The 23,121-nt window shown below is 62.7% G+C and carries 26 protein-coding genes and 1 tRNA gene; 9 read left to right on the plus strand and 18 right to left on the minus strand.

The window, feature by feature from the left end:
• Positions 1-119: 119 nt before the first annotated feature.
• Positions 120-617, minus strand: a complete 498-nt coding sequence (locus tag QTJ18_RS10500; protein WP_252751893.1) for an outer membrane protein assembly factor BamE — start codon at positions 615-617, stop codon at positions 120-122.
• A gap of 153 nt (positions 618-770) precedes the next feature.
• On the opposite strand from QTJ18_RS10500, the gene QTJ18_RS10505 reads away from it, so the two are divergent.
• The 6 genes from QTJ18_RS10505 (at position 771) to QTJ18_RS10530 (ending at position 5,232) form a co-directional block, all read left to right on the plus strand.
• On the plus strand, positions 771-1,421 hold the full coding sequence (locus tag QTJ18_RS10505; RefSeq protein ID WP_252751471.1) for a ubiquinol-cytochrome C chaperone family protein: 651 nt from the start codon (positions 771-773) through the stop codon (positions 1,419-1,421).
• A gap of 4 nt (positions 1,422-1,425) precedes the next feature.
• Positions 1,426-2,001, plus strand: a complete 576-nt coding sequence (locus QTJ18_RS10510; RefSeq protein WP_252751470.1) for a YceD family protein — start codon at positions 1,426-1,428, stop codon at positions 1,999-2,001.
• A 96-nt stretch (positions 2,002-2,097) separates the two neighbouring features.
• Positions 2,098-3,147 (plus strand): phosphate acyltransferase PlsX, encoded by a 1,050-nt coding sequence (gene plsX, locus QTJ18_RS10515; protein WP_252751469.1) that lies wholly within the window; start codon positions 2,098-2,100, stop codon positions 3,145-3,147.
• A gap of 19 nt (positions 3,148-3,166) precedes the next feature.
• Positions 3,167-4,138: a beta-ketoacyl-ACP synthase III gene (locus tag QTJ18_RS10520; RefSeq protein WP_252751468.1), complete on the plus strand. Its 972-nt coding sequence runs from the start codon at positions 3,167-3,169 to the stop codon at positions 4,136-4,138.
• Positions 4,139-4,226: 88 nt separating this feature from the next.
• Positions 4,227-4,565, plus strand: coding sequence for an integration host factor subunit alpha (locus QTJ18_RS10525; protein ID WP_252751467.1), 339 nt, complete (start codon positions 4,227-4,229; stop codon positions 4,563-4,565).
• A 127-nt stretch (positions 4,566-4,692) separates the two neighbouring features.
• Positions 4,693-5,232, plus strand: coding sequence for a MerR family transcriptional regulator (locus QTJ18_RS10530; protein WP_252751466.1), 540 nt, complete (start codon positions 4,693-4,695; stop codon positions 5,230-5,232).
• 260 nt (positions 5,233-5,492) lie between these two features.
• On the opposite strand, the gene QTJ18_RS10535 is transcribed toward QTJ18_RS10530, so the two are convergent.
• The 8 genes from QTJ18_RS10535 to QTJ18_RS10570 form a co-directional block, all read right to left on the minus strand.
• Positions 5,493-5,738 (minus strand): hypothetical protein, encoded by a 246-nt coding sequence (locus QTJ18_RS10535; RefSeq protein ID WP_252751465.1) that lies wholly within the window; start codon positions 5,736-5,738, stop codon positions 5,493-5,495.
• A gap of 199 nt (positions 5,739-5,937) precedes the next feature.
• Positions 5,938-6,014 (minus strand) — tRNA-Pro (locus tag QTJ18_RS10540).
• Between the two features lie 236 nt (positions 6,015-6,250).
• The gene (locus QTJ18_RS10545; protein ID WP_252751464.1) at positions 6,251-6,439 is read right to left on the minus strand and encodes a hypothetical protein; all 189 of its coding nucleotides are present in this window, start codon (positions 6,437-6,439) and stop codon (positions 6,251-6,253) included.
• Between the two features lie 200 nt (positions 6,440-6,639).
• The gene (locus QTJ18_RS10550; protein WP_252751463.1) at positions 6,640-6,933 is read right to left on the minus strand and encodes a helix-turn-helix domain-containing protein; all 294 of its coding nucleotides are present in this window, start codon (positions 6,931-6,933) and stop codon (positions 6,640-6,642) included.
• A gap of 216 nt (positions 6,934-7,149) precedes the next feature.
• Positions 7,150-8,427 (minus strand): O-antigen ligase family protein, encoded by a 1,278-nt coding sequence (locus tag QTJ18_RS10555; protein WP_252751462.1) that lies wholly within the window; start codon positions 8,425-8,427, stop codon positions 7,150-7,152.
• Complete coding sequence (locus QTJ18_RS10560; RefSeq protein ID WP_489667178.1) at positions 8,424-9,977, minus strand: undecaprenyl-phosphate glucose phosphotransferase; 1,554 nt, start codon at positions 9,975-9,977, stop codon at positions 8,424-8,426. The genes QTJ18_RS10555 and QTJ18_RS10560 overlap by 4 nt, the downstream gene beginning before the upstream one ends.
• A 131-nt stretch (positions 9,978-10,108) precedes the next feature.
• Positions 10,109-11,269, minus strand: coding sequence for a glycosyltransferase family 4 protein (locus QTJ18_RS10565; RefSeq protein ID WP_252751460.1), 1,161 nt, complete (start codon positions 11,267-11,269; stop codon positions 10,109-10,111).
• A gap of 5 nt (positions 11,270-11,274) precedes the next feature.
• Complete coding sequence (locus QTJ18_RS10570) at positions 11,275-11,853, minus strand: polysaccharide biosynthesis/export family protein (RefSeq protein ID WP_252751459.1); 579 nt, start codon at positions 11,851-11,853, stop codon at positions 11,275-11,277.
• Between the two features lie 174 nt (positions 11,854-12,027).
• Here QTJ18_RS10570 and QTJ18_RS10575 point away from each other — a divergent pair, with 174 nt between their 5' ends.
• Entirely contained in the window at positions 12,028-14,280 is a 2,253-nt protein-coding gene (locus tag QTJ18_RS10575) for an exopolysaccharide transport family protein (RefSeq protein ID WP_252751458.1), read from the plus strand.
• Positions 14,281-14,400: 120 nt separating this feature from the next.
• On the opposite strand, the gene QTJ18_RS10580 is transcribed toward QTJ18_RS10575, so the two are convergent.
• Together QTJ18_RS10580 and QTJ18_RS10585 are read right to left on the minus strand one after the other, a co-directional pair.
• Positions 14,401-15,684: a GNAT family N-acetyltransferase gene (locus tag QTJ18_RS10580; RefSeq protein WP_252751457.1), complete on the minus strand. Its 1,284-nt coding sequence runs from the start codon at positions 15,682-15,684 to the stop codon at positions 14,401-14,403.
• Between the two features lie 215 nt (positions 15,685-15,899).
• Entirely contained in the window at positions 15,900-16,109 is a 210-nt protein-coding gene (locus QTJ18_RS10585; protein ID WP_252751892.1) for a DUF2842 domain-containing protein, read from the minus strand.
• A 237-nt stretch (positions 16,110-16,346) separates the two neighbouring features.
• Between QTJ18_RS10585 and QTJ18_RS10590 the strand changes: the two genes are divergently transcribed.
• Positions 16,347-17,444 (plus strand): COX15/CtaA family protein, encoded by a 1,098-nt coding sequence (locus QTJ18_RS10590; protein ID WP_252751456.1) that lies wholly within the window; start codon positions 16,347-16,349, stop codon positions 17,442-17,444.
• Here the strand turns inward: QTJ18_RS10590 and QTJ18_RS10595 are convergent.
• The 7 genes from QTJ18_RS10595 to QTJ18_RS10625 all read right to left on the minus strand — a co-directional run bounded on the left by QTJ18_RS10595 (position 17,402) and on the right by QTJ18_RS10625 (position 22,508).
• Complete coding sequence (locus tag QTJ18_RS10595; protein ID WP_252751455.1) at positions 17,402-18,328, minus strand: aminoglycoside phosphotransferase family protein; 927 nt, start codon at positions 18,326-18,328, stop codon at positions 17,402-17,404. The two genes, QTJ18_RS10590 and QTJ18_RS10595, sit on opposite strands and share 43 nt — an antisense overlap.
• 6 nt (positions 18,329-18,334) lie before the next feature.
• Positions 18,335-18,733, minus strand: coding sequence for a VOC family protein (locus tag QTJ18_RS10600; protein WP_252751454.1), 399 nt, complete (start codon positions 18,731-18,733; stop codon positions 18,335-18,337).
• Positions 18,734-18,755: 22 nt separating this feature from the next.
• On the minus strand, positions 18,756-19,688 hold the full coding sequence (argC, locus tag QTJ18_RS10605) for an N-acetyl-gamma-glutamyl-phosphate reductase (protein ID WP_252751453.1): 933 nt from the start codon (positions 19,686-19,688) through the stop codon (positions 18,756-18,758).
• A 72-nt stretch (positions 19,689-19,760) separates the two neighbouring features.
• The gene (speB, locus tag QTJ18_RS10610) at positions 19,761-20,714 is read right to left on the minus strand and encodes an agmatinase (protein ID WP_252751452.1); all 954 of its coding nucleotides are present in this window, start codon (positions 20,712-20,714) and stop codon (positions 19,761-19,763) included.
• Between the two features lie 276 nt (positions 20,715-20,990).
• On the minus strand, positions 20,991-21,458 hold the full coding sequence (rpsI, locus tag QTJ18_RS10615; protein ID WP_252751451.1) for a 30S ribosomal protein S9: 468 nt from the start codon (positions 21,456-21,458) through the stop codon (positions 20,991-20,993).
• Between the two features lie 2 nt (positions 21,459-21,460).
• Complete coding sequence (gene rplM, locus QTJ18_RS10620; protein ID WP_252751450.1) at positions 21,461-21,925, minus strand: 50S ribosomal protein L13; 465 nt, start codon at positions 21,923-21,925, stop codon at positions 21,461-21,463.
• A gap of 232 nt (positions 21,926-22,157) precedes the next feature.
• Positions 22,158-22,508, minus strand: a complete 351-nt coding sequence (locus QTJ18_RS10625; protein WP_252751449.1) for a hypothetical protein — start codon at positions 22,506-22,508, stop codon at positions 22,158-22,160.
• A gap of 98 nt (positions 22,509-22,606) precedes the next feature.
• Here QTJ18_RS10625 and QTJ18_RS10630 point away from each other — a divergent pair, with 98 nt between their 5' ends.
• Positions 22,607-23,038, plus strand: coding sequence for a CoA-binding protein (locus tag QTJ18_RS10630; protein WP_252751448.1), 432 nt, complete (start codon positions 22,607-22,609; stop codon positions 23,036-23,038).
• The last annotated feature ends 83 nt before the right edge of the window (positions 23,039-23,121 follow it).

A 23,121-nucleotide genomic window follows, 5' to 3' on the forward strand; every position in this document is an offset into this window, starting at 1 on the left:
CGCGCCATCTTCCTTCCGACAGCATAAAAAAACCCGCGGATCGCTCCGCGGGTTTTTCCTATTGTAGAGACCTTGTCGCGGAAGGCGCGGAGGCGTGAGCCTCGTCGCGCGCTTTGCGATCAGCGGCCGCCCAGAAGGTTGCGCACCGCCGAGCCCGCAGCGCCGGCCGCCCCGCCGCCACCGGTCAGGAGCTGCTGCAGGAAGGTGAGATCCTTGCCGCCGGTCGGCGTGGTGCGGCTGATCATGTCGAAGACCTTGCCGTCCTGGAGCTTGTAGATCGCGCGACGCGCTACCGTGCCTTCCTTGTTGAAATAGACGGCGACGACCGTCTGCTCCACAAGGCGCGGCTTCATGAAAGCCACCGGACGCTCGCGCTTCTGCGAAATATAGTAGAAGACCTCGCCGTCGAAGGTCGCCGTGGTGGATGGCGTGCCCATCGACAGGAGAACCTGTTCGCGGCTCGATCCTTCGGGAATGAGATCCAGCGAATCCTGGTCCAGCACATAGCCGTTGTAGATGGTCTGCCCCATGTTCAGGCCCAGGTCGCTTGTCGTGCAGCCGGAAAGGCCAAGGCAAACGCCAAGCGCCACTAGAGCTGACTTGCCCGTCATTCCCATCTCGCTGTGATATGCACGCTTCTTCAACACCTTGACCTCTTAAAGCTCACCGGCCACGACTTCCGGCTTCTGCTGTAACAGCATTGTGGCTATTCCGCGAACGGTGCCGCAGGAAACCGCACGAACCGCGTCCGGATCATCCTGTGAAGGGAAATGCGCTCCGGCATTGCAATTCGTGCCTGCTTCGGTAAACCAGCTTTGGTTTCCATGCAACAAGGCTGGCAGCGCCAGCCGTCGCTTTGGCGGCGAAGAGAGCAGGCTTTTATGATCTTCGGTCTCTTCCGGAAGAAAAATAACAATCGGATCATCGTCGATCGGCAATACGCAGCCTTGACTTCGACGGCCCGGCTTCCTTTCTTCTACACAGAAATGGACGTGCCGGACACGGTGATGGGCCGTTTCGAGCTTTTGTCCGTCGTGATGATTCTGTTCTTTCGCCGCACGGCGGTATCGCAGACCAGCGGCCAGGAGCTCGCTCAGGAAATCATCGACGCCTTCTTTACGGATATCGATCACTCGATCCGCGAACTGGGCATTGGTGACCAGGGAGTGCCCAAACGCATGAAGAAACTCGCCGGCATGTTTTACGGGCGGCTGGAGGCCTATGGTACGGCGCTTGAGGCAGGCGACGAGCCGCAGCTTGCAGCGGCGTTGAAACGGAATATCCATCCGGACAGGCAGGATGCACCCGCAATGTTGTCGCTGGCGCGCTGGATGGTGGATGCGGAGCGGCAGCTGAAGGCCGTCCCGGAGGAGACCATCGCGCAGGGGCGGCTGGCGCTGCCCGTGCCGGGCCAGCATTGAGGTTATGATGAACGACAGAAACAACCGGCCGGCAAAGCCGCCTTTTTCCTACAGCGTCAAGGTGGGCCATATCTCGGCCAATCCGGTCGCCGTGCGGATCGAGGCGGACGAGCGCGAAAGGCTGGCGCTCGCCAAACTGTGGAAGGTCATGTCGGTTGAGGAACTCACCGCCGACCTGCATGTTTCGCGCTGGAAGAAGGATGGCGTGCGCATCAAGGGCGATGTCCGCGCCAGGATCACCCAGTCCTGCGTCGTGACGCTGGAGCCGGTGGAAAACGTGATTTCGGAGCCGTTCGAACAGGTCTACGTGCCCGAAGGCTCGAAGCTTGCCCGCATGATGGGCGCCGGCGACAGTGCCGAAATGATCCTGGACCCGGACGGGCCCGACCTGCCGGAGACATTCTCGGGCGATACGATCGATGCGGGCGAAACGGTGGCGGAAGCCGTGGCGCTGGCGATCGATCCTTACCCGCGCAAGCCGGGCGTGCAATTCGCCGATCATATCGAGGCGGATGAAACGAAGGGCACGGGAAAGCCCAATCCCTTTGCGGTGCTGAAGGATTGGAAAAACGAGGATTAGCGTTTGCATTCATCTGCCAATGAGTTGTATGGGGCGGCTTGACCGATGCAGTCGGTCGCGATTTCGCCAGAAGTGGGACAGAAGGACCAGGAACGCGTGATCAGAATTTCTCTTGATGCGATGGGTGGCGATTTCGGTCCCGCTGTCGTAATCCCCGGCGCCGCCAAGGCGCTGGAACGACATCCCGATGCGACTTTCATCATCTTCGGCCGCAAGGACGAGTGCGAGCCGCTTCTGGATCGCTTTCCGAAGCTGAAGGAAAAGTCCACCTTCCATGACTGCGAAGTCGCCGTGACCATGGAAGAGAAGCCGAGCGCGGCGCTGCGCCGTGGGCGCTACGTGTCCAGCATGTGGCGGTCCATCGAGGCGGTGAAGACGGGCGAGGCGGATGTCGTTGTGTCCGCCGGCAATACCGGTGCCCTCATGGCCATGGCCAAATTCTGTCTGCGGACAATGGCCACCATCGAGCGGCCGGCGATCGCCGGGATCTGGCCGACGCTGCGCGGCGAGAGCATCGTCCTGGATATTGGCGCGACGATCGGCGCCGATGCCCAGCAATTGCTCGATTTCGCGCTTATGGGTGGCGCCATGGCGCGCGCGCTCTTCGAGATCGACCGTCCGACGGTCGGCCTTCTGAATGTCGGCGTCGAAGAGGTGAAGGGTCAGGAAGAGGTGAGGGAGGCCGGCCGCATGATCCGCGAGGCCAACCTGTCGACCATTTCCTATCACGGCTTCGTCGAAGGCGACGATATCGGCCGCGGTGTGGTGGATGTCGTCGTGACCGAGGGCTTTACCGGCAATATTGCCTTGAAAACGGCCGAAGGCACGGCCAAGCAGATGGCGGAACTGTTGCGGGCGGCCATGTCGCGCACCATCTTTGCCAAGATCGGCTATCTTTTTGCCAAGGGCGCCTTCGACCGGCTGCGCGAGAAGATGGATCCGCGCAAGGTCAATGGCGGCGTCTTCCTCGGTCTGAACGGCATCGTCATCAAGAGCCATGGCGGCACGGATGCGGAAGGCTATGCCTCGGCGATCGATGTCGGCTACGATATGGCCCGCAATGCGCTGAACGAGAAGATAGCGCAGGATTTGAAAGCTTATCACGCCCGCCGCCTGCCCCCTGCAGGGCCGGAAGAAGCAGCGTGAAGACAGGAAACAGTCAAGTATGATCCGTTCAGTTGTTCGAGGCTTTGGTTCGGCTCTGCCCCAACGCGTGGTTCCCAACAAGGAACTGGAGGAACTCGTCGAGACGTCGGACGATTGGATCGTTCAGCGAACGGGTATCCGCCAGCGCTATATTGCCGGCGACGGCGAAACAACGGCATCGCTTGGCGAGCAGGCGGCCCGCGCCGCGCTCGACCGGGCCGGCCTGACGCCCGCCGATATCGACCTTGTCATCGTTGCCACATCGACGCCCGACAACACGTTTCCGGCGACGGCGGTGAATATCCAGCACCGCCTGGGCATGACGCATGGCTACGCCTTCGACGTCCAGGCCGTCTGCACCGGTTTCGTCTATGCCATGGCGACCGCCGATGCGCATCTGCGGGCGGGTCTGGCCAAGCGCGCGCTGGTCATCGGCGCCGAGACCTTTTCCCGCATTCTCGACTGGACCGACAGGACGACCTGCGTGCTGTTCGGCGACGGCGCGGGCGCTTTGGTGCTTGAAGCGGTGGACAGTGCGGGGACTGTCGAGGATCGCGGTGTCTTGACCGCCCATCTGCGGTCGGACGGCTCGCACAAGGACAAGCTCTATGTCGATGGCGGTCCCTCATCCACCGGCACTGTCGGCCATTTGCGCATGGAGGGCCGCGAGGTCTTCAAATATGCGGTCGGCATGATCACCGACGTGATCGAGGCAGCCTTTGCCGCCACCGGCACCACGGCCGAAAGCCTCGACTGGCTTGTGCCGCACCAGGCCAATCGCCGGATCATCGACGGCTCGGCGAAGAAACTCGGCATCGCACCGGAGAAGGTGGTGGTGACCGTGGACCTGCATGGCAATACCTCGGCGGCGTCGATCCCGCTGGCTCTGTCGGTTGCCGCAGCGGACGGACGCATCAAGCAGGGCGATCTGGTAATGCTCGAAGCCATGGGCGGCGGCTTTACCTGGGGCGCGCTCCTGCTGCGCTGGTAATCTCGCTTTTACAAGTGCTTGACCCTGGCCTGCAAGGAACATAGTGTTTGGCGGCGGTGACAGAAACGAAGTTCGACGGGCGGGGAAGATGGCCGGCAAAACAGTGACACGAGCAGATCTGGCGGAGTCGGTGTTTCGCAAGGTCGGCCTTTCCCGCACCGAGTCGGCGGAACTCGTCGAAACGGTGATCGATGAAATCTGCAACGCCATCGTGCGTGGCGAAACGGTCAAGCTCTCCTCCTTTGCCACGTTCCAGATCCGCTCCAAGAACGAGCGCATCGGCCGCAATCCGAAGACCGGTGAAGAAGTGCCGATCTCGCCGCGCAAGGTGATGACCTTCAAGGCCTCCAATGTGCTGAAGCAGCGCATCCTGAAGGCGCATCTGCTGCGCAAGGCCAAGCAGAAGCCGGTCAACCCGGCCAGCTGAATCCAGCGGGAAGATCGCCGCCTGTTTCTGAAAAAGCTTGAAATCCCCCACGCAAATCGTTGAAATGATGCCGATGTGGCAAACTCGCCGTTTGTGAGTCGCAAACAGCTTCTCGGAGATCAGTTGCGTGGAAAAAAGCCCGGACGCCTTCCGGACCATCAGTGAAGTGGCCGACGACCTTGATCTTCCGCAACATGTGCTGCGGTTCTGGGAAACCCGCTTCCCGCAGATCAAGCCGATGAAGCGCGGCGGCGGACGCCGCTATTACCGTCCGGAAGATGTCGATCTTCTGAAAGGCATCCGGCATCTGCTCTATGATCATGGCTATACGATCAAGGGCGTCCAGAAGCTCCTCAAGACCAATGGCAACAAATTCGTCTCCGCCATCGCCTCTGGCGACGTGGCGACGATGGAGGCCATCATGGCCGCCAACAGCGATCGCGGCGGCGCTGAGCCGAAGGTCGGCCTGGACGAAGAGGATCAGTTGGTGGGACGGGCCAAGCCCAAGCCGAGCGGCCGGTTCTTCGGCTTCGGCAATGGTGCGGATGACGGGGCGCCGGAACTCTCCATCGGCAAGAGTTCGGTCGGCAAGGAAGACCGCGCGCTGCTGCAGGAAGCCCTGTTCGATCTTCTGGAATGCAAGCGGCTTCTGGATCAGGTGCGCTAGAGTATTTCCGGTAAAAACGGGATCACCTGAAATGCTCTATCTCTTTGTTTTTTAGCGGTCCGGACGCAACCGCTGCCGCATTCTTGCTGGACCTGCTCTCGGTTCGCTGCTCCTCGGACCTGTCCGGTTCCGATCCAATCATGCTCCGATCGAACAGGTCCAAGCCCGGCGCGAGCCGATGGCGAGCTTCGGTCTCGTTCGCCATCCCGGAACTCGTCGTGCCTAATCATGTCGTGGTCTTCCGACCCTCGACAAGGGCCTTAGCCGGACAGGACATCGCCTTCACACCAGGCATCGCGGCCCCAGGCGCGGATGCGCATGCGCGGTGCGATTTTTGCGGCAATGAACGGCGCGGCAACGAAGCTTGCGACGATTACCGCCGGCAGAAGAATGGTCGCATGGGCGGAGAGGAGGGGAACGGAGAGAACGGCGATGGCGCCTGTTCCGAACAGAACGGCATTCACCATCATGCTGCAGATGATCGTCAGCCAGGTATCGGTTTTCATGTCAAATCCTCCATACTTCTGGAGATATTTCTCCAGAATGATGGAAGGAAAACCGGCTGGGCGGCCATCGGTTCCGCCAAAGGCGCAGTTGCGCGACGCCGCGGGGCGGAGGAGAGCCGCTCGTGGGGCCGAAACGGCCGTCTGACGCTGGAGGATTGGTGGAGCCATTCCTGGGGGAAATGGCTGTGGAAGTTGAAAATGGTCGGGGCGACTGGACTCGAACCAGCGACCCCTTGACCCCCAGTCAAGTGCGCTACCGGGCTGCGCTACGCCCCGACCCGCTTCACGTGTGAAGCACGACCTCCTTAAAGACTCGGGCTCGAAGGTGCAAGGCCAAAATGGCAATCCCGGTCAGCATTTATGGGGAGTATCGCAAAGCGCGATTGCTGGCATCGATGCGGATGCCGTGCGCCGGAAAGGCGCGCCTGTCCGCGAGGCAAAGACGGGCCTGTCCGGCGGGTCAGGCTTCGGGCAAAGCGCGTGACGCCAGACCGCCAAGCGATGAAGGCGGCCTAGCGGAAGATCGGCGCGCGGGTCGCGTTCATCAACAGTTCCTGTTCGGATGCATAGGGGCCGAGGAGCTTCAGGAGACGGTTCTCCTCGCGCTGGTCGAGCCGGTAGCGCCGCGCAAATTCGCTGACGTTCCACACCTTGCGAAGGCCCTGGCCGCTCACGCTCTGCTGATCAAGATGCTGCGTCATAACTACTCCTCGCGCTTTGCCGCCTCGAAGCTGCGGCTTTCGGCCGGGCGACCTTCGTCGCCGACACTGTCAATCCTTGCAGGGTGGATATCGCGCTTCGTCACAGCCTCAAGCGCCGCAGACTGGAAGCCTGCGGGCTCATCATCTTCCCTTCACGCGTAAACGTTGCAAAACCCGCAAGGTTCCTCGCGCGTGAAAATTTATCCGTCGTTGGCGGAGCTCAGGTTTTCGGGCCGGATCCCTTCCTCCGAAGGGCCGGTCCGAAGCCGCAGGCCAGGGCCTGCGCCGGGATCGTCTTCGCCCGATGCCAAGAACACGACGCCGTGGCGTTCGAAGACCGCCCTTAGCATTTCGAGACTTGCCAGGTCGCCGGGTTGCTGACCCGTCTCGATGGCCAGATAATCGTGATGCGAAAGCCCGGCCTCGGCCGAGAGCGCTTCCGGCGAGAGGTTGAGCATGGCGCGGGCGGCGCGGATCTGTTCCTTGCTGATCATGCCAACACCCAGGCCGATACCAGGGCTGAGATCTGCGCGGTCACTGAAGTCCGGCCGCGGCGCTGGAGCCCCTCTGCGCCGGCTGCAATGACCGGCGATGTCGCCGTCGGATCCGAACCTTTGATAGGCATGCCATGCTCCCAATCGTCTTGTGTCTGTCGATCCCCAGGATGTGGAACCGAGGGCGCCGAGGTCAAGGGTCGCGTAGGGTCGGGCTTAGGGCGTTGCCGGAGCTTGAAGCCGGGCGGAACCTGGTCGGGGCACGCGTCTGGCCCGGCGCTCGCTCGCCCGTTCCAGGGCGTGGCAGCCCCAGACAATGCCGAACAGGATATAGACGTGGCGCCAGTGATCGATATCGATGACATTGCCGATGAGGGCATGCCCCAGAAGGGTGATCCAGGCGATCATCAGGAATGGCTGCCATGGCCGCTCGCGAAGCAGGCCGCGAAACCCGATGATGAGCGTTGTCCACATCAGCGCGACATAGGCCACGAAACCAAGCCAGCCGTAAGTCGTCAGCGACTTCAGCCATATGTTGTGTTCATCTTCGCCGAATGTCTTGCCGAGCACCATGGGACCCATGCCCAGCGGACGTTCCATCGACATCAGGAAGCCGATCTTGTGCCGCTCGAAGCGTCCGAGCCGGGAATCATCGTAATCCTGCACCAGCTTCGCCCGGCTGAGGAAGAGATCGGACACTTTCTTGGATTGCATGGCGCCGGCAATGGCCAGAAGCACCACGACAATGGCAGCGATCGCCAGCGTGAAGATCTTCAGGCGGAAGGCTGCGGTGCGCTCCTTCAGCAGCATGATGACGACGAGGGCCAAACCGGCAAAGGCAAACAGCGCCCAGGCGGCGCGGGAGAAGGACAGGAAGATGCCGAGAACGAGGATCAAGAGCCCCGGCAGATAAAGCAGCGTGCGGGCCAGCGGCGCGCTCAGAATGCGGTACATCAGATAGAGGGCAGGGGCGACGAGATAGGGGCCGAAGACGTTGGGATCCTGAAAGGCGCCCTTGGCACGATCGTAAAGCGTGAAGATCTCGGCACCGGGAAAAGCATGGAAATAGCCCAGTATTCCGAGCAGCGAGGTGAGTGTGGCGCCGAGCACCCAGGCCTGGCAGATCAGCACCAGGCGCCGGTGGTCGTCTTCAACGATTGCCGCGTAGAAGACCGAGGAGAGCGCCAGGAACAGCGAAACGGCGATATACATCGGCGCGCCGGTGAGATCGCCCATGACTGTCAGGGAGAACAGGCCGCCGATGTTGAAGAGCAGGAAGAAGATCAGGAGCGCGCCGACCGTTTTTGAAATCTTCAGGCCGAGCAGGAACCACAATGCGATCTGCACCGCCATCAGCAGCTCGTAGGGCGCGGGCTCGGATATCACGAAGCCCGAGAGAAACACGCCGGCAAAGACCAGCGCCGAACCGAACAGGCGCACACCGGCGAGCTGCGGTTTGAGAAGCCGGGATCGACTGTCGACGGCGCCGGTCAATAGGCATTCTCCGTATTGAGAAGCCGGATCGGTGTCAGGAACAGGATCTTGAGATCGAGCCAGAGGGACCAGTTCTCGATGTAATCCAGATCGTGGGCGGTGCGGGCCCTGATCTTCTCGTCGCTGTCCAGCTCGCCGCGCAGGCCGTTGATCTGCGCCCAGCCTGTCACCCCGGGCTTGACCCGGTGCCTTGCGAAATAGCTTTCGACGACATCGACATATTTGCGTTCGCCGGTCTGCGCATGGACGGCATGCGGGCGGGGTCCGACGAGCGAAAGTTCGCCGCGCAAGACATTGAACAGCTGCGGCAGCTCGTCCAGCGAGGATTTGCGCAGGAAGCGGCCAACCGGCGTCACGCGCGGATCATTCTTGGTAACCGCCTTCTTGGCAGTGGGATCGCTCAGCTCGGTATACATGGAGCGGAACTTCAAGACGTCGATCACCTCATTGTTGAAGCCATGGCGCTTCTGCACGAAGAAGACCGGCCCCTTCGAGGTCGCCTTGACGGCGATCGCGCAGCCGATCATCACCGGCCAGGCCAAGAGCAGGGCCAGGACCGAAAAGGTGATGTCGAACAGCCGCTTGGCAACCGAGTCCCAGTCGCGGAGCGGCTTGTCGTAAATATCGAGCATCGGTACGGCGCCGACATGGCTGTAGGCGCGCGGGCGAAAGCGCAGCTGATGCGCATGGGCTGCGAGGCGGATGTCGACGGGCAGGATCCAGAGCTTCTTCACCAATTGCAGAATGCGCTGTTCCGCCGTTGCCGGCAGGGCAATGATCAGCATGTCGATGCGGGCAAGCCTGGCAAATTCCACCAGTTCACCAAAGGTGCCGAGCTTCGGATAGCCGGCCACCACGTCCGGCGAGCGGCCGCTGCCGCGATCGTCGAATATGCCGCAGATGCGAATGTCGTTATCGGCCTGTTTTTCGAGCGCCCGCACCAGATCCTTGGCGGGCTGTCCGCCGCCGACGATCACGGCGCGCCGTTCCATGATGCCGTTTCGCGACCAGTTGCGAATGCCGAATGCCACCAGATGGCGCAGGCCGAGAAGCAGGACCGTGCCGCCGGCGCCCCAGAGGATCAGCGTCGCAAGAGGCAGGCGAAGGCCGAACACACTGGTGATGAGGATCTGCAGCGCGAAAGCCGCAAGCCATGCCGCCACGAGGCGCAGCGTGATGCGGTGTGCCGCCCGCAGGGACGGGATCTGGTAGGCATCGGCGATCTGCAGGAAAAATACGCAGAGAGCGCCCGTCAGTCCCATTGCGAGGAGATGCCAGGCCAGGTCAGCCCGCTCGCCGAAGCCGGTCACGAGAGCGCTGGCGAGGCCCGCCAGCGACAGCATGGCGCCCTCAAGCAGCCGGATCTGGCCGATCAGCATGGCCGGGCTCTTGGTGGCGTCGCGGAACTGTTCGGCAATCTGGCGCGCGAACGGGTTCAGTTCCGGAAGCGCGGTCTGGCCGGCGGTCGTGTTGCGATCGTAAAAATCGGAAACCTTGCGGCGCAGGGCCTCCACATCGAACTCTTCCTGTGCCGGCTCGGTCATGGCCAGGCTCCTATCCCTCGGTCACCCGCGGCAAGCCCGGGAGGGGCGTCGAGGCATGATGCCTGCGCCCCTGAAGTGCCGCCAACAGCGCCGTGCGTCTACATGATGCGCGATGCTGCTGGAATATCAGCAAGAAGCTAAGAAAGTTTTGCGCTTATGACGGCAAGTCGTTCGCGATAGAGCCGCAACATGTCGTCGGCCATGCTGGTGGCGGAGAAGCGGGCGCGGAAGGCCTGCGCATCCGGCATCACGCGTTGCTGCCAATCCTTGTCCTGGATCGTGTCCTGCATCAGGCGGGCGAGATCATCCGCGTCGCCTGCTGTGGCAAGCGCCGCACTGTCACCGCCGAGCACTTCCGGAATGCCGCCGACGCGCGAGGCGATCAGCGGCTTGCCCGCCGCCAGCGCCTCGAGCACGATATAGGGCATCGCCTCCGCCCGCGACGGAACCACGACGATGCGGCCAAGGGCGAAGGCCTCCCGCGCCGGCATGGCATCGTATAGCCGCACGCGTTGCGTCAGGCCGCGCTCGGCAATCATGCCGCGGTAACGGTCCTTGTCCGGCCCGTCCCCCACCATCACGGCGGACAGCGTCCGGCCGAGGCGATGTTCGGCCGCCGCGAGCGCATTGATGAAGACATCCGGCCCCTTGAGGTCGCGCATCATGCCGATATAGAGAAAGTCCGCCGCGCTGGCCTGAGTCTCGACCGGTGCGAATTCGGCGGCGGTGATGCCGTTGTAGATGATCCGTGCAGGCGTGCGCGGCCGGCCGACCTTCTCCTCATAGACATCCTGCTCGTAGCGACAGACGAAGACCAGCTGATCGGTGAAGCGCTCCAGAAAGCGCTCCGCCCGCAGCACGATCTGGCCGGACGGCCGCTTGCGGTCGTAATGCAGGCTGCCGCCATGCGGGGAATAGAAGCGGGCGACGCAATACTTCTCTGCCCGCAGCTTCGAGCCGATCAACCGCACGACGAGGCCGCCTTTGGCGCCATGTCCATGCAGGATATCCGGCTGCAATTTCTTGATATGTCTGTAACTGGCTTGCAGGGCCAGGAGGTCGGATGGACTGATCGCCCGCCGGATCGGCAGACGGATCAGGCCGAGAGAAAGCTGCGGCAGCAGCGCCTTGAACAAAGCATCTTCATGGGCGCCGCCGGTCGAACTGTCGCACAATATGCCCACCTGGTGGCCTTCTGCCACATGCCGCTCCACCAGGTCGCGGACATGTCGGAAAATTCCACCCACCGGCGAACGGAAACAGTGGATGATCCGGAGGGGAGGAGCATCTGACATCATTGCGATCAGAACAGCCGCTCGCGGACATAGATCGTATCGCCGGCGAGCACCGTGCTGGAAATGCCGGTGCGCCCCGTAAGCACCCGGCCATTGATCTTGCGCGTCACATCGACATCCCGCTGATTGCCGCGCGCCGTGAAGCCGCCGGCGACAGCCACGGCATTCTGGATCGTCATGCCGGGCACGTAGGAATATTGGCCTGGGCGTCCGACTTCACCCATCACGAAGACGGGCCGGTAGCGGTCGACCTCGATGCTGACATCCGGATCGCGCAGGAAGCCCTGCCGGAGCTTGGCAGCGAGGCCGCCTTCGAGGCTCGCCAATGTTTCGCCGCGCGCCGGCACCTGGCCGACCAGCGGGAAGGAGATATAGCCGGCCTGGTCGACCGTGTAGGTATTGGTCAGGTTCGGCTGGTCGAAGACGGTTACACGCAGGCGGTCGCCGCTATCGAGACGATAGGGCTGGATCGTTGCCTGCTGGAACGAGCGCGGCGCCGGCTGATAGGAGGTGCATCCCGAAAGGGCTGCGACCAGGGCGCTGGCAAGCGCCAGGGCCATCATAGGTTTGCGACGTGCGAACACCATCCGCGCGGACTCCGGCTGAGAGAAGTAACGTTCTGCTGTTATCCAACCGTTAGGGTTAATGCAGGGTAAAGATACGCGCAGGTGTCGGTTTTTTCCGGCAGGACCGCCTCCGTTAACCCGGCGCTTACCACGTTGATTTAGGTTTGCTCTTCATTCATGAGTTGGAGTGGCGCAATGTCGGGCGTAAGCAGTCATCAGGATGCGGATATCGATATCGGACAGCTCTTCGCTGCCATCTGGGAACGTCGCACCTCCATCCTGACGACAACGGCCGTTGCCGCCGTGCTTGCCTTTGTCGGCTCCAGCCTGATGACGCCGGATTACAAGGCGGAAACGCGGCTCCTGATCGAAACCCGCGACACCAACCTGACCGGCAGTGCGTCGCAGGACGGCAATGAGCAGGTACTCGATCAATATAATATCGTCAGCCAGGCGCAGATCCTGCAGTCGGCGGACCTGATCCGTCAGGTTGCGCGCGACCTGAAGCTCTCGGACCTGAAGGAATTCGATCCGGATGCCCATGCGCTTCTGCCCGATCCCCTCGTGCTGATGGGGCTGAAGCAGGATCCGATGGACCTGCCGCCGGAGGACCGGGTCATCAAGGCATTCCGCGAGAAGCTGCAGGTTTTCCCCGTCGAAGGCTCGCGCGTGATCGCCATCGAAATGGCCTCTGAGGATCCGAAACTCGCCGCAGCCATCCCCAACAAGATGGCGGAAGTCTACCTGTCGACACAGAGCGGCGTGAAGCTGGATACGCATTCGGAGACGACGCGCTGGCTCGAACCCGAAATCGCGGGCTTGCGCGAACGCGTCCGCGAGGCAGAGAAGAAGGTCGCCGATTATCGCACCACGGCCGGGCTTTTCCAGTCGGGGGAGAATACGAGTTTTTCCTCGCAGCAGCTGAACGACATATCGCAGGAACTGGCACGCGTGCGTGCCGAGCGTGCCAATGCCGAAGCGCGTGCCCAGAATGTCAGCGCCGCCTTGAAGGCCGGCACCGGCTTCGACACGCTGTCGGACGTGGTCAGCTCCTCCGTCGTGCAGCGCCTGAAGGATACCGAGGCAAATATCCAGGCGGAAGTCTCGCAGGCCTCCATCTCGTTGATGGAAGGGCATCCGCGCCTCAAGGGCCTTCGTGCGCAACTGTCCGGCATTCGCCAGCAGATCGAAGCGGAGACCCGCAAGATCCTGGCGAGCCTGGAAAACGAAGCCGGCGTGGCGCGGCTGCGCGAACAGCAGCTGATGCAGCAGCTGAACGGCGTCAAGGCCGATTCGGCCCGCGCCGGCGAAGACGAAGTGGGGCTGCGCGATCTGGAACGCGAGGCGGCTGCCCAGCGCCAGCTTCTGGAAACCTACCTGGCCCGCTATCGCGAGGCGGCATCGCGGGTGGATCCGAATTCCAGCCCGGCCGATGCCCGCGTCGTATCCACCGCCATCGAACCGGTGGAGCCCTATTTCCCGAAGATCATTCCGATCACCATCGTCGTCGCGCTGGCGGCCTTCCTCTTCTATTGCATCGGCATCATCGTGCTTGCCTTGTTTACGGGTCGCGGACTTCGCCCCGTCGAGAGCGAGCATGACTATGACCGTCGAACGGATGCACGCCTGGCGGCCCTGCAGGAGCAGCGGCGGATGGCGCCGGCAAGTGAGCTGGACAGCCAGCCGGACAGAGAGCGGGGCCGGGCGGCCGACAATCCGCAGGACGATGAATTCGCGGCCTCTGCCGATCGGGATCTCGCCGCACTGACGCCGGCGACCGCGCCGCAGCACGAAGCGCAGGATCCCGCTGAAGACCAGCAGGACGACAGGCTGGAGATCGTGGCAGGCGAATCGGTTGCGCTCAGCCTCGAAGCGGTGCGCGACTACCTGCTGCGGCGCAATTCGCCACTGGCGATTGCCGTCTCGCCGACCGGCGACGAAGGATCGACCGCCACCGTGCTGCTGGCCCGGGAAATTGCGGAGGCCGGCCGGACGGTCGTCCTGGTCGACATGACAGGCTCGGGCTGCCCGACCCGGCTCATGGCCGAGAGCAGCCGCCTTCCGGGCATTACCGATCTTCTGTGCGGCACCACACCCTTCGGAGAGACGATCCACCCGGATCGCCTGTCGGAAGCCCACATCATCCCACAGGGCAATGCCGATGCCGAGCAGGCCATGCGCGGCGCCGATCGCCTGACGATGATCCTCGACGCGCTGACCGGCGCCTATGATCTGGTTCTGGTCGAATGCGGTCAGGCCGATGCGCGCGGATTGGGGCGTCTGACGCGCGGGGAGGCCGCAGAGCTCATCCTCTCCATGCCGCAGGCGGATGCCGAGGGGGTCAATGAGCATCTCCAGGCCTTCGAAGCCGCCGGACATCCCGAACCGCTGGTCATGTCGGCACAGATCGATGGGCGGCCGAGCCGCAGCGGACGCTACGCCGCCTGACGAGCATGCTAGAGCAGGTCCAGCAAAACTGCGTCAGCGGTTTTGCGTCCGGACTGCGTAAAAAACAAAGGGATAGAGCATTTCAGGTGATCACGTTTTGACCCTTAGGCCGGGCAGGCGTCAGTCCGCTGTTTCCGATACCGTCTGCCGCTTCGAGCGCAGGCGCTGCACCAGACGATAGGCGAGCGGGTGACGCTTGATCCTGGCCTTTGCCTGGGTCACCGCCGAATGGCCGAGCGAGGCCATGGCGCCGAGCCTCGAGATCGGCACGACCACGTCGTAAAGCACGGTTTCAACCGGGCACCAGCTGCGCTTGTAGAGCTGGTCGCCGACCCCGAAATCGAAAAGTGCGGCCTCGCTGCGGCAGCCCTCCTCGATCATGTGCCAGAAGAGCAGTTCGCCGGGGCTGGTCTCCGGCACGATGGTCTCGTCGATCGACCCGAACTGGCAGATGATGTGATCGCCCTTGCGGGTCAGGCCGGCAATGGCGGGAACGAGATCCTCATCGCCGGCCTTGAGGCGGATTGCCCGCAGCATCAGCGGATGGTCGAGGCCGGAAGGCCAGCCATCGAGCAGGCCGTGAAAGAACTGCCGGACAGCTGCTTCGGCAAACGCGTCCGGCAGGCCCTGAGCTCTGAAGCGGGCGGCCTTCTGCCGGAAGAAGAGGTCGAGAAGCGCATGGCTTTCGGCGTGATCGGCCGGCGTGACATAGTGATAGCCGCCGATCTCCTCCATGCGCCTTGTCTGGAGCCGGAATTTCTTGCGCCGCCGCTTCGCATTCACCTGCGCCAGGGTCTGTTCGAAGCTGGAAAGAAGCGGCAGCTGGAACGAATGATTGGCATGTTCGTGGCCGGCCAGATCGGAGAGGGCATGGCGACGCCCGCGCCAGACGCGCGGCATGGCTTCCAGCGCCACCAGGTCTACACGGCCTTTCAGCACCTCCCGCAACCCACTGGCAATATGCAGCTGCTCCTCGGCACCGGGCTGAAAGTCCTCGGCGAAGAGGCCGGTATTCAAATTGTTGTAGCGGCCGCCGGGGAACTGCGCGATGCGCAGGCCAAGCCGGCTTGAGACGGAAAGCGGCAGGAGAAAGACGGTCCGATCCAGCGTCCGGCCGCGTACGATGAGCAGGCTTCCGCCATGTGCGGCGCACCAGGTCTGGCACCAGGCAAGGCTCTGATGCGGGGAATTGTGCGGGAAAGGTTCCAGATCGCGCCAATCGGCAAGAAGGCCCTCGCTGAGGTCACAGAGCTCCACCACGCAGAATTTGCCGCCGGAGGGGGAGGGGCCGCCCTCGGAACCCCCGACAGGCAACGAACCGACCGTGGTTGCGGTGGCGGCAGTCTCGCCCGGGGGATCTGCCGCGCTGTCCGCCATCACGATCGCCGGATTGAGTTTTTGCACGCCTACGCTCCTTTGCCACCGCCGGCTAAGCAGACTTGCATTGGCCCGCCAACGCTTCGTCCGCTTAGTTTATTGTTTTGACGCAGGTTCTGGTCGGAAAACCGTGGGACATTTTTCCGGAACCTGCTCAGGGTAGGGCCAAGGTGCCAACAAGCCGTTTAAGCAGGCCTCTGCGACACCCGCTCATGATAGGCTGTGGTAAACAGAGCGTGAATTCAGCGAGCGCGAGGCCCTGCCATCCATTTGATGATCAGCATAGCGGGCAGGACCCACAGAATGCCGCTGAAGCCGAAATACAGAAGATGCACCCACCAGGGCTGCTGCGAGAGCGCCAGCGTTGCGATCGTCGTGGCCAGCACGGCATAGAGCGACACCAGGACGACCAGAAGGATCGTGCCGACGAGTTTTTTCAGCCGAACCGGCATGCTGCGCCTCCCATTACCATTGCGGTACCATCGCGGCCGTGCCGACCGCCTGCGACCCCATCTACCACATTCGTGGACCACGACCAGTAGAACGATCGGGATCATCACCCGCAGCATGACCTGTTCTGCGGCCAGCTGCCGCGACCGCATGCCGCAAAGCCCTTGGCCTTGTTTTGCACCGGCTAATGAGGCAAATCAACGCCAGATGACAGTAATGACAAATGTCAGGAGAAGGTCATGGTGGCCTCGCAGACGATCCTCGATGAAAAGCAGGTGCGCGACCGGGATGTGGAGCGCAATCGCCTGCTGCTGCGTCGCTGGCTGCAGGTTGTCATCATCACGCTTGTCTGTCTTGTGCTGGTCGGCGGCGCCACAAGGCTGACCGATAGCGGCCTGTCGATCACCGAGTGGAAGCCGATCCACGGCGTCATTCCGCCGCTCTCGGTGGCCGAATGGGAGGAAGAATTCCAGCTCTACAAGCAGATCCCTGAATATCAGCAGATCAACAGGGGCATGTCGCTGGACGAGTTCAAGACCATTTTCTGGTGGGAATGGGCGCACCGGCTGCTGGCGCGCACCATAGGGCTGATCTTCGGCCTGCCGCTCCTGGTCTTCTGGCTGACCGGCCGGGTCGAGAAGCGCCTGCGCATGCCGCTGGTCGGGCTCTTAGCGCTGGGCGGGTTCCAGGGCTTCATCGGCTGGTGGATGGTTTCCTCGGGACTCGCCGAACGCACCGATGTCTCGCAATATCGCCTGGCCACCCATCTGACGATTGCCTGTCTTATTTTCTCCGCCTGCGTCTGGATCATGCGGGGGCTGACACCGCAGTGCGTCGATGCGCCTCCGAGCCGCCATTCGCATCTTGCCGCGGGCGGGCTGGCGGTGCTGGCTCTGATCCAGATCTATCTCGGCGCGCTGGTTGCCGGCCTGGATGCCGGCTATGCCTATAATACCTGGCCGCTGATGGATGGGGCGCTCCTTCCCGGCGATCTCTTCGTCCAGCAGCCGTGGTGGATCAATCTCTTCGAAAATCCGAAGACGGTGCAGTTCGTCCATCGCTGCGGCGCCTACCTGCTGCTCACCTTGACCTTGGTCCACATGCTGGTCTCGATCGCCCGGCGGCCCGGAACCACCCATGCCAAGGGTGCCATGCTGCTGTTTTGCCTCGTCTGTCTGCAGGCCATGATCGGCATTGCAACGCTTCTGCTGCATGTGCCGATCGAGCTCGGCCTGCTGCACCAGGCGGGTGGCCTTCTGGTTCTGGCCTTCGCCCTGAGCCACTGGCGTGGCTTCTACGGAGAATTTCGCCGCAGCGAGCCGGCGCGCGCGAGCTGAGAGCGGATGAAGCCGGCGACGGCCAGTCGCTCGCGAATATTGGTCACCGCGTCGGCATCATCCGGCCGCTCCAGCGACCAGGCGACCGAGAGCATGGCATGGACGCCGCCATAGCGCAGGATCCTTGCAGGGCTGCACGACCCCACAGCCGGGGCGAATGCCTGCGCAAGGGCGGTAACGCGCTCCGGGGCAAACAGATGCGGACCAGACGGATTGCCGAAGAGATTGGCCACCTCGTAGGCGGGATCGCCGATCAGCCCCTGGGGGTCGATCGCCCGCCACCGCCGATCCGCACCCTGCAGGACATTGTCGTGATGCAAATCGCCATGCAGTGGAATGCGGCGCGCCTCTGAGGCCAGAAGGTCGCGTGCTTCCTCCGTCGCCCAAAGCGCCATCTCGCGGTGCGGGCCATCCGTGCCGGCAAGCATGAAGAGGCTTCGGAAATGCCGCTCCAGCGGCACGAGATCGGCCGGCGGCGATTGACGGGAAGGGGCGTGCAGGAGCGGTAGCAGAGCGCTAAGGATCGGGGTCGCGCCCCGATCTCCCTCGCGCGCGTGCAGGTCGGCAAGGCTCGTCGCACCGGCATCCTCCAGCAGGCAGGCGTCAGCATCCTGTGCCAGCAGGCGCACCGCGCCAGAACCGTCCCGCCAAGCGAGATAGACAAAACCTGCCCGCTCATGCTGTCCCTCCGGCTTCAGGAGCTTGAGGATGGCCCCCGTACCATCCGCCCGTCCAACGCGGTAAAGGCGGCTCGTATAGGTATCTGCGAGCAGGCGTGGCGCTTTCAACTGCCAGGCGGTCAGGCGGTCACGAATCAGCAGGGGGTCTTCCTGGGGATCGCCCTGGGAAAAGTTTTGCGGACCGTTCTGGAGACCGCCTGTCATGGCCGTTCACGGCGTCGCAGACGGGTGGTGGCACACGGCCTCGATATTGTGGCCATCCGGATCGAGCACGAAGGCGGCGTAATAATGGGGGTGATAGTGCACGCGAAGTCCCGGCGGACCGTTGTCGCGGCCCCCGGCGGCGATGGCCGCCGCGTAGAACGCGTCCACCGCGGCCCGGCTTTGCGCCACGAAGGCAAGATGGACGCTGCCGCGGCTGCGCCCGCCGCTGCCGATCCAGAAGGACGGTTTGCCATTCAGGCCGTAGCCCGCGCCCTCATAGGTGCCGCCGGTCTCCTGCGCCGTCACCGCCATCACGCAGGCTGCCCCGAGCGTCGGCATCACAGCCTCGTAGAAGGCGCGGGAAACGGCAAGATCCGCGACCGAAAGACCGATATGATCCAGCATTCCCGCCTCCTTTGCTGCTCTGTCAGGCCGAGAGCATCAGGTCCATGTTCTGGACGGCCGCGCCCGAAGCGCCCTTGCCCAGATTGTCCAGCAGGGCGACGAGGTTCACATGCGCGCCGCCCTCCGATCCAAAGACGAAGAGCTTCATCGTGTCCTGACCGGCCAGTTCCTCGGCATCGATGCGCGACAGCGCAGCGCTCTCCTCGAGAGGCGTAACGCGGACGATGTCCTGGCCGGCATAATGCGAGATCAGCGCGGCGTGAATGCTCTCCAGCGTCGTTCCCGCCTTCAGATCGTCGAGGAAAAGCGGCACCTGCACGATCATGCCCTGCGGGAACCGCCCCACCGACGGCGAAAAGAGCGGCGCACGATCGAGCAGGCCGTGGATCTTCATCTCCGGCACATGCTTGTGCTTCAGCGTCAGGCCATAGAGGAAATTATTGGCGGAGATTGCGTCCGCGCGGCCGGCATCCTCCATCTGCGCAATCATCTGCTTGCCGCCGCCCGTATAGCCGGAAACCGCATTGACCGAGACCGGATAGCCGTCCGGCAGGAGGCCCGCCGCGCGCAGCGGCCGGATCAGGCTGATTGCGCCCGTCGGATAGCAGCCCGGATTGGCGACGCAACGGGCCGAGCGGATCTTGTCTGCCTGCGCCTTGTCCATTTCGGCAAAGCCATAGGCCCAGTCCTCCGCCACCCGATAGGCGGTGGAAGTATCGATGATCCGCACCTTGTTATTGCCGGAGAGCATGGAGACCGCCTCCCGCGAGGCATCGTCCGGCAGGCACAGGATGGCGATATCGGCGCTGTTGAGAAGATCCTCGCGCATGGCGGCATTGCGCCGTTCCGCTTCCGGAATGGACAGGAGCTGGACATCGCGGCGGCCGGCCATGCGGGTGCGGATCTGCAGCCCCGTGGTACCGTGTTCGCCATCGATGAAGATTTTCGCGCTCATGTCATTTGTCCAGAAGATCAGAGGGTTGGCAGGATCGGCGGATTCAGTTTATCCGCAGCATGAATCAGTTTCTTAACGGGCAGCGGAAAGCCGCTCCGCCCGCAGGCCAAGCATATACATGGCGACGGTTGCACCGGCAATGGCGGTAATATCGGCATGATCATAGGCCGGCGCCACCTCCACCACATCCGAGCCGCGAATGTCGAGAGGGCCGAGCTTGCGCAGCACCGAGAGGATCCTGGCCGAGGACGGGCCGCCGGCGACAGGTGTGCCCGTTCCGGGAGCAAAGGCCGGGTCGAGGCAATCGATATCGAAGGTCAGATAGCAAGGGCGCTGGCCGACATGGTTGAGGATCGTCTGCGCGATCGCCTCGGCGCCCATATCCTCCACCTCATGGCCGAAGAGGATGCGGATGCCGAAATCCGCCGGTGCTTGCGTGCGGATGCCGATCTGGATCGAATGGCCCGCATCGATGACGCCCTCGCGCACGGCGCGGGCGACGAAGGAGCCGTGGTCGATGCGTTGTCCGTCATCATCCCAAGTGTCCTGATGGGCGTCGAAATGCACCAGTGCCAGCGGTCCGTGCTTGGCAAAATGGGCCCTGAGTAGCGGCCAGGTGACGAAATGGTCACCGCCGAGGCCGAGCAGATAGGCGCCGCCGGCGATGATCCTGGCAGCTTCCTGCTCGATCAGCGCCGGCGTCGCCTGGTGATTGCCGTAATCCAGCAGAACATCGCCGTAATCCGCCACCGCCATGCTTTCGAAAAGATCGCGGGCAAAGGGATATTGCGGATCATTGTCGAAGATCGCGGAGGCGCGGCGAATGGCCTGCGGCCCGAAGCGCGCGCCCGGACGATTGGAGACCGCCGCATCGAAGGGAATGCCGAGAATGACCGCATCGGCGTCTTCGACGGCCTTGGAAAAGGGGCGCCGCATGAAGGACAGCGCCCCGGCATAGGTCGGGTCGCTGGCGGCACCGCGCAAGCCCTTGGCCGTGAATGCATTGTCGATGGATCTGGAAGCCATTCTTTCTGATCCCTTCTTCGAGGCGATATCTTGCCATCCATTCTAGGACCGGCAGATCTTGAAACGTCATAGGGCGCTTTCGACGCGCAGGCAAAGCCGGTTTTTGTGGGCGTTGCCATGGTCACGGCGCCGGCGCGATCGGCTGGATCCTGCGAGCCCTTCAGCCGGCCGCCCGGACCATGCCCGGCAAAGCTGGCCTTCGAAGGTTGTGTTCGCAAACAAAAAAGGCGGAGCCGAAGCCCCGCCTGATTTCGTCGCATCCAGAGGATCCAGCGATTAACGCTTGGAGAACTGGAACGAACGGCGGGCCTTGGCCTTGCCGTATTTCTTACGCTCGACAACGCGGCTGTCGCGGGTCAGGAAGCCACCCTTCTTCAGAACCGAGCGCAGGCCCGGCTCGAAGTAGGTCATGGCCTTGGAAATGCCGTGACGGACGGCACCGGCCTGGCCGGAGAGGCCGCCGCCGGCAACCGTTGCAACCACGTCGAACTGACCCGAACGGGCAGCCGCGACGATCGGCTGCTGCAGGATCATCTGCAGGACCGGACGGGCGAAATACGCCGAATAGTCCTTGCCGTTGACGATGATCTTGCCGGAACCAGCCTTGACCCAGACGCGGGCGACAGCGTTCTTGCGCTTGCCGGTTGCGTAGGAGCGGCCCTGAGCGTCAACCTTGCGCTCATGAACCGGAGCGGAAGCCTGGGCGGCCGTGCCGAGGTCCTTGAGAGAGGAAAGGTCAGCCATAATCAGGCGCTCCTTGTGTTCTTGTTGCTGAGCTTGGCGACGTCGAGCGTCACCGGCTGCTGTGCTTCATGCGGATGATTGGAGCCGGCATAAACGCGCAGGTTCTTCATCTGGCGACGGCCGAGCGGGCCGCGCGGGATCATGCGCTCAACGGCCTTTTCAACGACGCGCTCCGGGAAGCGGCCTTCGAGAATGGCGCGTGCAGTACGCTCCTTGATGCCGCCCGGGTAACCGGTGTGCCAGTAGTACTTCTTGTCCGAATACTTCTTGCCCGTGAAGACGACCTTGTCGGCATTGATCACGATGACATTGTCGCCATCGTCAACATGCGGTGTATAGGTGGCCTTGTGCTTGCCGCGCAGACGGGTTGCAATGATGGTGGCGAGGCGGCCGACGACGAGACCTTCCGCGTCGATCAGCACCCACTTCTTCTCCACCTCAGCGGGCTTCTGTACGAAGGTAGACATAATAGCTCTCTTCTTGATGATCCCGTAGCGAGGAAACCTCGACCGCGGGCGTTTCTTGTTGCTTGAGTTCGGCCGATAGGGCCTGAGGACCGTCCACCGGTGAGTGGACCATCCAGGCGCGCTTATACTGAAGCGCACAAAATGCGTCAATCGCGGCCGATCCGGATGTCGCAAAAAGAAATCAGTAAATTCAGTGGCTTAGTTTTGTGGTATTAAAATACCACATATATTCTCACGGAAAACCGGAGCAGCTGGGTTCGAAAAAGCTGCCGCAGTCTTCAGGAGTGGGCCGTTTCACGCAGTGAAGAACGGGGCAATCCTCCCGGTCGCGCGTCGGGATCGTTGTCTCATCGGCCACGTCGTCGATCGTGCAGAAACGATTGGACGCGACATAGCGGTCATAGAGCGTGGCTCCGGACCGGCCGGGATAGCGCAGGACGGCGGCGCCTTCCCTGGCAAGGGTGGACTGGACCGCTTCGCAGCTCATGCTCCTGGAATTGTACCGGGATATGGCCTCGGCCGGCCCGGCGCAGGCCAGACACAGCGACAGGACGGACAGGAGGGCAATCAGGGTCTGGCGCATCTTCGACCTCTGTTAAAGCTGATGGAACGGAGATAGTGCACAATGCTTTATGGCCAAGTGCGCTGATGGCGAATTGGCCGAACCTGGAGAATGAGGCGATGAATCACGATCGATATGACGACGCTTATATTGCAGACATCCTGAAGACGGTGAAGACGATCGCGGTGCTGGGTGCCTCTCCCAATCCGGCCCGGCCGAGCTTTGGCGTGATCGGCTTTCTCTTGTCCAAAGGCTATCGTGTGATCCCGGTCAACCCGGGCCAGGCCGGCAAGACGATCCAGGGCCAGACCGTCTACGGCACGCTCGGCGCGGTTCCGGATGCCGTCGACATGGTGGATGTCTTTCGCGCGCCGGAATTTCTGGAGGAGGTGGTCGACGAGGTGCTGGCATTGCCCGCCAGGCCGAAGGTTCTCTGGACCCAGCTCGGCGTGCGAGACGACGCCGCAGCCGCCCGTGCGGAGGCAGCTGGCATCAAGGTCGTCCAGGACCGTTGCCCGGCCATCGAATATCCGCGCCTGCTCGGCCATTGATTCGGCCAGCACCAGCGGCCCCGGTGAGCGGGTTTGACATGGAAATCACGCATGTCCGTGGCCGCCAGGACGAAAGGCACCCT

It is taken from the genome of Rhizobium sp. SSA_523 (assembly GCF_030435705.1).
Classification (GTDB): domain Bacteria; phylum Pseudomonadota; class Alphaproteobacteria; order Rhizobiales; family Rhizobiaceae; genus Neorhizobium.